This is a genomic window from Fibrisoma limi BUZ 3, assembly GCF_000296815.2.
Lineage (GTDB): Bacteria > Bacteroidota > Bacteroidia > Cytophagales > Spirosomataceae > Fibrisoma > Fibrisoma limi.
This window is the reverse complement of the sequence record NZ_CAIT01000005.1, coordinates 375,008-388,155: the sequence shown is the minus strand read 5'-3', so window position 1 is coordinate 388,155 and position 13,148 is coordinate 375,008. Positions and strand designations below refer to the sequence as shown.

At 53.0% G+C, this 13,148-nt stretch carries 6 protein-coding genes; 5 read left to right on the top strand and 1 reads right to left on the bottom strand.

The annotated features are described in order from the left end of the window. The first annotated feature begins 29 nt into the window (after positions 1–29). From BN8_RS06475 to BN8_RS06455, 5 genes are all read left to right on the top strand, one after another. Positions 30–2,444, top strand: coding sequence for an ABC transporter permease (locus BN8_RS06475; protein WP_009281015.1), 2,415 nt, complete (start codon positions 30–32; stop codon positions 2,442–2,444). A gap of 209 nt (positions 2,445–2,653) precedes the next feature. Then, positions 2,654–2,992, top strand: a complete 339-nt coding sequence (locus BN8_RS06470) for a PadR family transcriptional regulator (protein WP_040005580.1) — start codon at positions 2,654–2,656, stop codon at positions 2,990–2,992. 75 nt (positions 2,993–3,067) lie between these two features. Then, positions 3,068–5,788: an ABC transporter permease gene (locus BN8_RS06465; RefSeq protein ID WP_009281013.1), complete on the top strand. Its 2,721-nt coding sequence runs from the start codon at positions 3,068–3,070 to the stop codon at positions 5,786–5,788. 71 nt (positions 5,789–5,859) lie between these two features. Next, on the top strand, positions 5,860–8,538 hold the full coding sequence (locus BN8_RS06460) for an ABC transporter permease (protein WP_009281012.1): 2,679 nt from the start codon (positions 5,860–5,862) through the stop codon (positions 8,536–8,538). 77 nt (positions 8,539–8,615) lie between these two features. Continuing rightward, on the top strand, positions 8,616–11,291 hold the full coding sequence (locus BN8_RS06455; protein ID WP_009281011.1) for an ABC transporter permease: 2,676 nt from the start codon (positions 8,616–8,618) through the stop codon (positions 11,289–11,291). Positions 11,292–11,525: 234 nt separating this feature from the next. Here the strand turns inward: BN8_RS06455 and BN8_RS06450 are convergent, their stop codons facing one another. Further along, complete coding sequence (locus BN8_RS06450) at positions 11,526–12,959, bottom strand: alpha/beta fold hydrolase (RefSeq protein ID WP_144051600.1); 1,434 nt, start codon at positions 12,957–12,959, stop codon at positions 11,526–11,528. Between the last annotated feature and the right edge of the window lie 189 nt (positions 12,960–13,148).

Below are 13,148 nucleotides of genomic sequence, written 5' to 3'. Positions count from 1 at the left end.
TTCTAAATATAACCTTAAAACAGGCCAATATGCTTCAATCCTACCTCAAGATCGCCTGGCGAAACCTGCTTCGACGCAAGCTGTACGCCTTCCTCAACATCGTCGGGCTGGCCGTCGGCATTACGTTCACCCTATTGATTGGCAGCTACGTCTGGGGTGAGTTTCAGGTGAACCGCCAACTACGGAACGCCGACCGGCAGTGCCTCGTCCAGAGTCGCTGGAAGCAGGAGAACATGGGTATGGATATCACGACCCTGGCCCCGCTTGGTCCGGCGCTCAAAGCCGCTTATCCCAATCTGGTAGCCGACTTTTACCGTTTTTACGGCATCAGCGCTACGGTATCCAAAGGCAACAATCATTTCCGGGAATCCATCCAGATTGGCGACTCCACCCTACTGCCCATGTATGGCTTCAAGCTGTTGCAGGGGAATCCACGCACGGCCTTGGCCGGCCCCAACTCCATAGTGATTACAGCCGCGAAAGCCTTAAACTACTTTGGCAGAACCGATGTACTGAATCAGTCGCTGACGGTCGAAACGACTGGCGCGGGGAAGCAGGAGTTTTTGGTCACGGGCGTATTGCAACCACTGCCCGACAATTCGGTATCGCATCTGCTGGCGGAGTCGAACGAAATCTTCATGCCCGTAAGCAGTGTGCGGTATTTTGGTGGCGAAGCCAGCATGCAGACCTGGCTTAATCAATACATCGTTTCCTACGTAGAACTGCAACCGGGCGTAACCCCAAAGGATCTGGAAAAGCCGCTGGCTCAGTTGATCCGAACGAACACCCCCGCCGAAACGCAGAAAAACCTGACGGCTTACGTCACGCCCCTAACCGACTTCTACCTGCAAAGTAACAACGGATTGGTCAGAAAAATGATCATTACGCTGGCGTCCGTTGCCTTATTTATCCTGCTGATGGCGGTCGTCAACTTCATCAATATGTCGATGGGAAATTCGTCGTCGCGACTACGGGAGATTGGTGTCCGAAAAGCGCTGGGGGGACTTCGCCGGCAGCTTACCGCCCAGTTCCTGACCGAAGCCTTCGTGCTGACGGCCATTGCTACGGTGCTGTCAATAGGGTTATACGTTGTGTTCCGGCCTCTGTTTAATGAGGTCGTCGGTAAGAGTATTCCGACGCTAATCAATCTACCCTGGCAGTACAGCTGGTTATTGGTGGGGCTGGTGTTGATCGTCGGCGGACTGGCGGGCGGTTATCCGGCGCTCTACCTGTCGGCCTATTCGTCCGTTGATTCGTTGAAAGGCAAAGAGAGATCCGCCCGCGAAGGCATTTTGTTTCGGCGCAGTCTCGTTACGGTGCAGTTTGCCATTGCCGTATTTGTATTCGTCGGAGCCGTTATCGTATCCCGGCAAATCGCTTATTTTTTCGATACCGATCTTGGCTTTAAGAAAGAAGCGGTCCTGACCGTATCATCACTCCCCCGCAACTGGTCGAAAGAAGGCGTCGCCCGGATGGAAGCCGCCCGCAACCAGTTTGCCCGGCTGCCTGGTATTCGTTCGGCGAGTCTCTCCTATGAGATTCCGAACGGCAACGTAGGCAACAGCGGTAACCTGTATCCCCAGGGTCGCGATTCAACCCAGGCCGTTAGTGTTGATATTATGACCACCGACGAAAACTACGCCGAAACATACGGAATACCCCTGAAAAGTGGCCGGTACTTTCATTATGAACGGGGTGGCTACGATTCGACCAGCGTTGTTCTCAACGAAGCCGCCGTCAAAGCATTAGGATACAGGACTACAGACGCGGCCATTGGGCAGTCCGTTCGCTTCCAGAATTTTCCGCGTACGTACCGGGTCCGGGGCGTGGTGCAGAACTTCCACGTTGGCACCATGCACAAGGCGATCCAGCCCATCGCTATTGGTCAGATTCAGGCGTTGCCGATCTACCGCTTCTTCTCATTTCGGCTCGCTCCAGGCAATACACAACAGACCATCGAAGGCATTGAACGCAAATGGCGTGAACTCTTTCCTGATGCGCCGTTCGATTACGCCTTTATCGATCAAACCCTCGAAAAGCTGTACCGCACCGAGCTTCAACTGGAGAAAGCCGCTTACGTAGCCACTGGTCTGGCTTTACTGATCGTGTTGCTGGGCGTCATCGGTCTGGTTTCCCTGAGTGTAGCTCGTCGGACGAAAGAAGTGGGGATTCGCAAAGTACTGGGGGCATCGGTGCCCAACATCGTAACCCTGTTTCTGAAGGAATACGTCTGGGTAATGGGTATCGCCAATTTGGTAGCCTGGCCCCTCGCCTACTGGTTTATCTCCGACTGGCTGGCCGACTACGCCTATCATACCCAGATTAGTTGGCAACCGTTCGTGCAGGTTGGTTTCCTGCTGGCACTACTCACGAGCGTAGTGGTCAGTTTGCAGGTGCTTAAAGCCGCGCTGGTGAATCCGGTCAAATCGATACGTTCCGAATAGCACTAATTCTATACCATCCATATTGTTCCCCTTTGTAAGACAAGCCAACCTGCGCAGGTTGGCTTGTCCGTTTCGGTACGTCCGATGTCCAAAAGCGGACAAGTTGAGCACGTGCATAATCGACTAGAATAGCCCCCACAATGCGTAGAAGCCTTTTTATCTACTTGGCACCGCATTTGTTCGGCATTATCGGAGAAAATGCCAATGTCATGAAGCGAGCCTTACTGGGAGAGTTTGAAGAAGTGGTCATGCTAACCGTAGCCATCCTTGATGAAGAAGCTTACGGCGTCACCGTCACGCAGGAAATCGAGCGCAAAACCGGGCGTTCCGTTGGCTTCAGTACGGTTCATACCACGCTACAGCGCCTGGAAGAGAAGGGCTTTTTATCCTCTCAGATGGGAGGTGCCACCGCCGAGCGCGGTGGTCGGCGCAAACGGTTCTTTACGGTTACGGCCGCTGGTCGAAAGGCGCTACGAGATGTGAAACAAGTGCGGGAAGAACTGTGGCGTTCATTGCCTCCGCAGACATTGCAACTGATAACCGGATAACCAGCGTAGGGCTAAGGGCGTGGGGCATGGGGTAACTCCCTGGCCCTTCGCCCCAAGCCCTTAGCGCCAAGCCTTATGCCAAACGCCACGAAACCACCCCGTAGCGACCGGTCCGCCGGTGCGGGACCGCGCTGGGCCACCAAGCTTCTGGCGTGGTGGGGCCACCCCGACACGCGCGAGGAAGTGCAGGGCGACCTGCTGGAACTGTATACGTACTGGGTGCAGACGGTGGGGAAGCGACGAGCCGACTGGCGCTACAGCCTGAGTGTCCTGAAACTACTACGACCGCTTGCCAAACCAAAACAATCAACGGTTCGACGATTCGATGAGTACCCTCAACCTTTTTCAATGAGTCCTGCTATGATCCGCAATTACGTTACCATTGCCTGGCGAAACCTCAACCGCAACCGGGCTTTTTCGGCTATCAACATTGTCGGGCTGTCGATCGGGCTGGCAACGTGCATTCTCATCAGCCTGTTCGTGCTCGACGAGCTGAGCTACGACCGCTACAACGAAAAGGCCGACCGTATTGTGCGGGTCTATTTTCAGGGCTCCATGAACGGGGGCAAAATCAAGGAAGCCGTCGTCATGCCGCCTACGGCTCAAACATTGAAACAAGAATACCCGGAAGTACTGGAAGCTACTCGAGTGCGTGATGGTGGCGTACCCATCATCGCGTACGGTAATCAAACCTTCAAAGAAACCGGCGTTGCCTTTGTTGACGCTAACTTCTTCCAGGTCTTTACCCTCCCCTTCCTGAAAGGTGATCCCAAAACGGCGTTGACACAACCCAACACCCTGGTCATCACTGAAGCCATGGCAACAAAGTATTTTGGCAATGAAGACCCTATTGGTAAGGTATTGACCATCAAAACAGCTAACGCTACCTGTACAGTAACGGGTGTTGTGGACGAGGTACCGGCCAATTCACACTTTCATTTCAATTTTTTCGTGTCGATGGCGAGTGAACCCGACGCCAAATCGCCATCCTGGATGACTTCCAGCTACTTTACGTACCTGGTGCTTCCCAAAGGCTACGATTATAAACAGTTGGAAGCCAAACTGCCCCACGTAGTCGAGAAGTACATGGGGCCACAGCTACAGCAGGCCTTTGGCATGAGCCTGGCGGAGTTCCGCAAAAAAGGCAATGACGTCGGGCTGTTTCTGCAACCGCTCACAGACATTCACCTGCATGCCGACTTCGCCTTTGATTTGTCACCGGCGGGCGATATCCGCTACGTCTACATCTTCGGGGCCATTGCGGTGTTTATGTTGGTCATTGCCTGTATCAACTTCATGAACCTGTCGACGGCCGGTGCTTCCAAGCGTAGTAAGGAAGTTGGCATTCGGAAAGCACTGGGCTCCCTGAAAGGTGCGTTGGTTAACCAATTCCTGACCGAATCTGTACTCCTGACCTTTCTGGCACTGGTTCTGGCCGTTGGCATTGTTTATCTGGCCCTACCGCTTTTCAACGACCTGTCCGGCAAACAACTGACCTTTAACCTTATGGCCGCTCCGTGGCTGCTGCCGGCATTGCTCCTGTTTGGGCTGGTGGTGGGTGTGCTGGCGGGTAGCTATCCGGCTTTCTTTCTCTCTTCCTTCAAGCCCGTTACGGTGCTGAAAGGCAGTGGCTCGGCCCTCCGGGCGAAGCTAAGCTCAGGCGGCATAAGCTTACGTAGTGCCCTGGTCGTAGTGCAGTTTTCGATCTCGTTTATGCTCATCGTCGGCACGACCGTCGTGTACCGGCAGTTGCAGTACATTCAGACGACCAAGTTAGGTTATGACAAAGACCAGGTGCTGGTGTTGCAGGAGACCTGGCGGCTGGGCACAAACGAGACAGTGCTGCGGAATCAACTCCTGCAGGATGCCCGGGTAGCGAATGCAACGGTTTCTGGCTATTTACCGGCAGGTCCTTCCAATAACAACAACTTCATGGTCTACGCCGACGACAATACGTCCCAGTTCGTGAAGACACTCCGGTACGAAGTTGACGAAGATTACATTGCCACGCTGGGTATGAAGATGGTCGCCGGACGTAATTTTTCGAAAGATTTCGGCACCGATTCGACCGGCATTATCCTCAACGAAACAGCCGCCAAAGCGTTTGGCTGGGGTAAGAACGCGCTGGGTCATACCATCACGCGACCGGACAATGAGGGCCGGAAAGCGTCGTATCAAGTAATCGGCATCGTCAAGGATTTTCATTTCCGGTCTTTGCACGAACGTATTGCTCCGCTGGTCATGACATTGGGTAGTAACTCCGGCTACGTCATTGCGCGGGTCAAGACCAAAGACATTGCCGGTTTGCTGGGTTCAGTAGAAAAGCAATGGGCCAGGTTTGGCGTCGAAGCGCCCCTGGATTACACGTTTCTGGACGAGAATTTTACGGCAACGTACCGCTCGGAACAAAAGATTGGGCGGATTCTTGGCCTGTTTGCCGGACTGACCATTTTCGTCGCCTGTCTGGGCCTGTTCGGTCTGGCTACGTTCGTAGCTGAACAACGAACCAAAGAAATCGGTGTCCGGAAAGTGCTGGGGGCATCCGTGCCAAACATCGTGAGGTTACTGTCTGCTGACTTCCTGAAGCCCGTTCTGGTTGCCATTCTGCTGGCTTCGCCGGTTGCGTGGTGGGCCATGAGCCAGTGGCTGCAAGACTTTGCCTACAAGATTGATCTTTCCTGGTGGATGTTTGCTCTGGCGGGTCTAATGGCCATCGTCATTGCCTTACTGACCGTCAGTTTTCAAAGCATCAAAGCCGCGTTGATGAATCCGGTAAAGTCGCTACGTACTGAATAGCAAAGGGCCGGGGGCGTGGGGCATGGGGTAACTTCCTGGCCCTTCGCCCCACACCCTTCGCCCCAAGCCTTATGCCAAACGCTACTCAACCACCCCGTAACGACCAGTCCGCTGGTGCGGGACCACGCTGGGCCACCCGACTCCTCTCGTTGTGGGGCCACCCCGATACGCGTGAGGAAGTGCAGGGCGACCTGCTGGAGCTATACGCCTACTGGGTGGAGACCGTAGGTGAACGGCGGGCCAACTGGCGCTACGTACTGAATGTGTTAAAGCTTTTACGGCCCCTGGCCAAATCGAAACAAGCACCTGAGTATCCTCCCCCTTTCTTATTGAGTCCCGATATGCTACGAAATTATTTCACCATCGCCTGGCGTACGCTGGCCCACAACAAAGTGTATTCGCTCATCAACGTTATTGGGCTCAGCATAGGTTTGGCCGCGGCCATGCTGATCATGCTGTACACCAAAGACGAAGTCAGCTACGACCGCTTCCATGCCAACAACCCGAATATCTACCGGATCACCAGTAAGGAGTTTACCCCGGCGGGCGTTCAGGAACGACTATCGACGAACACCGGCTATTTTCAGGGACCTAAATTTACCGATGGTGTGCCCGAAATACAGTCGTTCGTTCGCTTTAAGGGGCACCGGGTCGACCTGAAACACGGCAATGCGGTAAAAAGCCAGGAGGGTTTTCAGACGGACTCCAGCTTTTTCTCGGTGTTCAGCTTTCCCTTGCTGAGCGGCAATCCCAGAACGGCGCTGCAAGATCCTAATTCGGTCGTATTGTCTGAAGAGGCTGCGGAACGGGAATTTGGCACTACGGATGTTCTGGGCAAGGTTCTTCTCCTGAAAGATTCGTACGAGGACAATAGCCAGTTCAAGCCCTACACCGTAACCGGTGTTTCGGCCAACTGCCCGCAGAACTCGTCAATCAAGTTCGATCTGCTCATGCCGCTTATTGTACCGCAGGAGGCAATAACCGATAAAAACAACTGGTTCAACTTCTTTCTCAATACGTTCGTCCTGCTCAATCCAAATGCCAATGTGGCTAACGTAGAAAAGCAGATGAATCGGATCTATGTGGCCGATGCCCGCGACGCGATCAAAACGATGGCTGCCCAGTACGGCATGAAGAACCGAATGGATTATAGGCTCCAGCCCTACACGGACATGCACCTGAACAAGGACCTGCCCCCTGATAATGGGTTGGTGGACCGCAGTAATCCGATGTACTCCTACATTCTGTCGGGTATTGCCCTGTTCATTTTGCTTATCGCCTGCATCAACTTCGTGAACCTGACCGTAGCGCGGTCACTGAAGCGGGCCAAGGAGATTGGTATCCGGAAAGTAGTCGGTGGCGGCCGCTCGCAACTGACGTTCCAGTTCCTGGGTGAATCGTTTTTGCTGTGTTTCGCTGCGTTTGTCTTTGCCCTGATTCTGGTTCAGCTCGTACTGCCCACCTTCAACCAGCTCTCCAACAAAGCCCTGGCCCTTTCGTATTTATTCGACGTACGGTTGGTGGCCGGCTACATTACGCTTTTCCTGGCTACGGGCCTGCTGGCGGGCTTTTATCCGGCCCTGGTGCTATCCAGTTATAGTCCCGTTCAAACGCTGTACAGCCGGTTCAACTTGTCGGGGAAGAACTACCTCCAGAAGTCGCTGGTCGTTTTACAGTTTGCGATTGCATCGTTCCTCATTATCGGTACCCTGACGATCTACTCGCAATTTGATTATCTCACGAATAAGAACCTGGGTTACGACGACAGGCACGTAATCGATATTGGTAAATCAGGACTCACCCGCGATGAAGTTAAACTGCTGCGGGAGGAACTACTAAAACAGCCGAACATTGTAAGCATTGCGCCCAAAAATGGCGGCAACTGGGGTACGATCGCTAAAATTAACGGAGAGACCCAGATGCATTTTACGTATGAGACTGTCGATCCGACCTACCTGCCCTTGTTCCGAATCCCGATCAGCAGAGGGCGTAACTTCTCGGCTGACTTACCGACCGATTCCACCCAGTCTGTACTGGTCAACGAATCGTTCGTAAAGAAAGCGGGCTGGAAAAATCCACTTGGGCAGGTGGTCGATTTCTGGTACAACAACGAAAAATACCGGGTGGTGGGTGTCGTGAAAGATTACCATTACGCAGCGTTGAACGAAGCGATTGGGCCGCAGTTATTCACCATGAAGCCCGGCAACAGCTATGGCCGATTCTTCGTCAAAATTAAACCGGGTTCTGAAACCGCCAGCCTGCATCATATAGCCAAAACCTTCAAACGGCTATTTCCGATTACGCCTTACTCGTACAAATTTCTGGATGAGGACAACCGTAGTAAGTACGAAGCCGAAGCCAAATGGAAGCAGATCATGCTGTTCGGTGCCATCCTGACCATCTTTATTTCGTGCATCGGCCTGTTCGGACTGGCAACGCTCTCGGCCGAACGGCGCACGAAGGAAATCGGTATCCGGAAAGTGCTGGGGGCATCCGTGCCGAGTCTGGTGCAACTGCTGTCGTCGGATTTCCTGAAACTGGTCAGCCTTTCGTTTATCCTGGCATTCCCGGCTGCTTATTACGCCATTGATGAATGGCTCAAAAACTATCCGTACCGGATCGACATCAGCGCCTGGACGTTCGTCAGTGCCGCTATCCTGTCAATCGTGATCGCGCTGCTGACGGTCAGCTTCCAGAGCATCAAAGCGGCTACGTCGGACCCCATCAAATCGATACGTACTGCTGAGTAATAAGCAAAGGGCCTGGGGCAGAGGGCATGGGGTAAAAGCACTCCAGGCTCTTTGCTCCAGGCCCCTCCCCCTGCCCTATGCCAAACGCTCAGAAACCGAATCGTCGGTCTGCGATCCCGCCACGCTGGGCTACCACACTACTATCGTGGTGGGGCCACCCAGACACCCTGGAAGAAGTGCAGGGCGATTTGCTGGAACTGTATGATTCCTGGGTGCAAACAGTAGGGCCACGACGAGCCAACTGGCGCTACGTAGCCAACGTAGTGAAGCTATTACGGCCCCTGGCTACATCAAACGCAAAAGAACAATATACATCCCCTTCTTTTCTAAGTCCTGCCATGATTCGTAACTATCTGACCATCGCTTTTCGGAACCTGTGGCGGCACAAGGCGTTTACCGCCATCAACATTGTCGGCCTGGCCGTGGGGCTGGCTACGTGCCTGCTGATTGTCCTCTTCGTGGTGCATGAACTGAGCTACGACAGTTACCACGCCAACGCCGACCGACTGTATCGAATGACTTTACATGGGCGATTGGATGAAAAAGAGATCAAGCTGGCCTATGCCAACGGCCCGGCCGGGCAAGCCCTCCTGCGCGACTGCCCGGGTGTGGAGGCCGTTACCCGGCTGCGTAAGGAAGGTGCTTTTCTGGTCAAACACGGTCAGGAAGTCATAAAAGAAGAGAATGTAGCCTTCGTTGACTCAAACTTCTTCTCCATGTTTTCCATTCCGATGCTGAAAGGCAACCGGACAAGCGTACTCACTGAGCCCAACACACTGGTTATTACAGAAACAATCGCCCGGAAATATTTTGGTCAGGCAGACCCCATCGGGAAAACGCTGTCGATGGGCGAGTTAGGCCTTTTCCGGGTAATCGGCGTCTGCGAAGACGTTCCGGCCAATACGCATTTCCACTACAATATGTTTGGCTCCTTACCCTCTGTGAAGACAGGGACAAAATGGCTGGCCAGCGGTGCCTACACCTATCTGCGCCTTCGGGAAGGCTATTCCATCCAGCGCGTAGAAGCCATCAGCCGGGGGTTCGTCAGCAAGTATATGGCGTCGGAGATTCAGGAGTTTTTCGGCATTACACTGCCTGAGTTTCTGCAAAAAGGCAATGGGTTCCGTTTTGGCTTCCAACCCATAACCGCCATTCATCTTCATTCTGATCTAGATGACGAATTAGAGGCAAACAGCGACATCAAATATGTGTACATTTTCTCGGCGATTGCGCTGTTCATCCTGCTGCTGGCCTGCATCAATTTCATGAACCTGTCTACTGCCGGATCGGCCGGGCGCTCCAAAGAAGTGGGCATCCGCAAAGTACTCGGCTCTGTTCAGAAACAATTAGTTAGTCAGTTCCTGACCGAATCTGTCCTGCTGACCTTGCTCGCTTTAGTACTAGCGCTGGGGCTCGTCTTCCTGCTTTTGCCCAGCTTCAATGCGTTGGCCGGCAAAGAGTTTACCTCCGGTGCTATTGTCAACGGGCGAATGCTTTCCGGGGCCGTACTGGCCTGCGTGGTGATCGGTCTATTGGCCGGCAGCTATCCCGCCTTTGTACTGTCCGCATTCAAGCCCATTACGGTGCTTAGAGGCCGGATACAGGCTGGCTCGCGGAGTGGCTGGTTGCGCAATACGTTGGTGACAGTTCAGTTTGTCGTATCGATTGGTATGACCATTGCTACAATCGTCGCGAATCAGCAACTACGTTTCATACAAAACAAGAAGGTTGGTTTCGACAAAGAGCAGGTGCTGGTCTTACACGATACGCACGTACTGGGCTCAAAACTAAATGCGTTTAAGGCCGAGCTGGCCAGATTATCATCCATTGACAACGTATCGCTGGCCGGTTTTTTGCCGGCCGGAGCCTCCAGTTATAGTGTAGATGGTATTCAGGTCCGGAATGGAGCGCGGATCAGTACGCACCGAAATAAGAGTTATTTCATCAACGAAGATTACCTGCCTACGTTAGGTATTCGTCTCAAGCAGGGCCGCAACTTTTCGAAGTCGTTTCCCTCTGACAGTTCAGCGGTACTGCTTAACGAAGCAGCCGCCCGGGCGTATGGCTTCAAACAGCCCATCGGTCAGCAGCTTTCTACGCTGGGCGACGGGACCGAAGGGAGCAAACGGACGTATACGGTCATTGGCGTGGTGGAGGACTTCCATTTCGAATCCATGCACCAGCGTATTGCCCCGCTACTTATGTTCTATGGTGGCAACAATGAGCAACTTGCCCTACGCATCCAGACGGACGATCTACCCAGCCTGCTAGCCACTATTGAACGGCAGTGGAAGGCCCAGACAGACACCCCCTTTGCCTATTCCTTCCTGAACGAACGATTCAATACCATGTACCAGTCTGAACAACGGATTGGCCAACTGTTTGGTGTCTTCGCCGGTTTAGCCGTGCTGATTGCCTGCCTGGGGTTGTTCGGATTAGCCGCTTTTACCACCCACCAGCGGACGAAAGAAATTGGCGTTCGGAAAGTCCTGGGCGCATCCGTAGCCAGCGTGGTTGTCCTGCTGACGAAAGATTTCTTACGGTTAGTAGTGATCGCCATTGGTATTGCTACCCCTTTGGCCTGGTACGCTATGCGTCAGTGGCTGCAGGATTTTGCGTACAAGATTGACATGGCGTGGTGGGTCTTTGCGCTGGCTGCGGCACTGGCCATTTTAGTGGCCTTCGTGACCGTCAGCTTCCAGAGTATCAAAGCGGCCCTGATGGACCCGGTGAAGAGTTTACGTACTGAATAGTGGGAGCCAAGCTATCAAAAAGCGTATTGATTTTGGCCGAGTACGTTTTTAAAACCAGCAAAGGTTCTCCGAAGGTTTTGTTCATCTTTTTGACGCCTTCGACTTAGAGCATGGAGATTTCGGAGTGGCCGTCTTTCAATAAAGCGCAACATCGTTCCAGCAACCGGTAGCACTCAAAGTCGTTTTTAGTAGTCAGTAACTACGGGATGAGCCCTTTGCCCCTTGCCCGGCTACTCAACACACCACAATTTCCGGCTTATCCGAGATGAGTTTCTGATAGGGATTGTTAAGAAACTGTTGCATAAATCGATTCCAGTCGGCACCGCCAACGCCGTGCGCTTTATTTCTGAACAATAGTCGCTGGCTGTTGGGCATATAATGGTGCATCATGTCGATATACAGCGGACGCACGGCATTATCCAGTTCACCATCAGCCAGCAAGGCCGGTTTCGTTGAATAAAACGGCTGTTTGGTTTCTGGTTTTATGGGCGGTACGTTCCAGCAATCACACATGGCTCGATACACATCGTTGATGTGATACCCTCTCAGGTACGGATAGATATCGTAGAGTTGCTGAAGTACTTTTTCGCTGTGATAGGCCTGCTGATCGGCGCAATACACGGAAATACGCATCCCCGATGGACCGTTTTCCCGTTCGAGTTTACGCACCAGATAGGGCTGAATGTACCGATCGTGGTTGCCGGTGATCATGTCGGTGATCGCATAGGGCACGTGCTTCATCTGCGTATTAACCAGAATATCCAGCAAGTCGCTACGTGTGTACTCGATACGTAGCGTGTCGGTCGAACCTGTTGCTATGTAGGGCATTGAAAATTTTTTGCCGTCAATCGCGGTGAAATACTGCTCGAATTTTGCCTTCAGATGGCCGTATCGCGCTGTATCCGTCGAATCACGTTCTACGTTCCGAAACAATACGTTTAGCGATTCGGCGAAGTTGGCCGGCTCGTCTTCATCAATTGGCACAAACGTAGGCAGAGGTGAATCCAGAATGAGTGACCGGATGCGTGACGGATCGCGCTGAAGTACAGCCGTCATGAGTCCGCCACTGTAGGAGCCGCCGGTCAGATTTACCGAATCGATACGTAGCGTGGCCAGCAGATCGTGTATGTCGGAAACGGTTTCGTCGGTGTTGTATCCGGCGAGGTCAATTCCTTTCGCTTCCAGTGCTTTTTTATAACGCTTTACGCCCACCACCACCATACTATCCTTGTCCAGATTTTTCCGGTACGACTCGCTGATGGCATCAGACAACTCGTTGCTCCATAGGTTAGGCACTGCGAAATGAGTCCCACGCTGCTCGAACGCAATACAATCCCGGTCATTGATAAGTGGGGATTGACTGGCCCCTCTGGCCCACCCCAGCGAACTCCCACCGGGACCGCCAGCCGTATACAGCAGCGGGTCCTTCTTTTTGTGAGGATTTTTACTTTCAACCAGAATGAACGGCAGCTTAATGGTTTTTCCATTGTTCTTTTTGCGGTTCTCCGGCACGATCAGGTACGCGCAGCGGGTCCGAAAGCTGCTGTCAATCTTAACGGGACAGGGGCAGGTCTCGAGTTTACGAACAACGCCGATTTGGGCCTGCGCCAATAAAATCGATGCCCAATGGAGAACGGCAGCTAAGGCGACCTTCCGAACATGATTCATAAGCATGTGCTGTTTTTGGGCAAAGCAACGCGATAGTCTTTAGTGTTTTTAGTAAAAAACGGACATTTTCAGGTCAAACAACACGTATTCAGGCCATAGCGGAGTGAAACCAGGCTCCTGCGGGCGCAGATAAACGGAGGAAATTCGTGATTGGGGATGAGGTTACAGCGTTTCGGTTCTTTTTGCCGA

Coding starts and splice junctions, on each gene's coding strand:
- BN8_RS06475 (WP_009281015.1), top strand. CDS start 30: ATGCTTCAATCCTACCTCAAGATCGCCTGGCGAAACCTGCTTCGACGC.
- BN8_RS06470 (WP_040005580.1), top strand. CDS start 2,654: ATGAAGCGAGCCTTACTGGGAGAGTTTGAAGAAGTGGTCATGCTAACC.
- BN8_RS06465 (WP_009281013.1), top strand. CDS start 3,068: ATGCCAAACGCCACGAAACCACCCCGTAGCGACCGGTCCGCCGGTGCG.
- BN8_RS06460 (WP_009281012.1), top strand. CDS start 5,860: ATGCCAAACGCTACTCAACCACCCCGTAACGACCAGTCCGCTGGTGCG.
- BN8_RS06455 (WP_009281011.1), top strand. CDS start 8,616: ATGCCAAACGCTCAGAAACCGAATCGTCGGTCTGCGATCCCGCCACGC.
- BN8_RS06450 (WP_144051600.1), bottom strand. CDS start 12,959: ATGAATCATGTTCGGAAGGTCGCCTTAGCTGCCGTTCTCCATTGGGCA.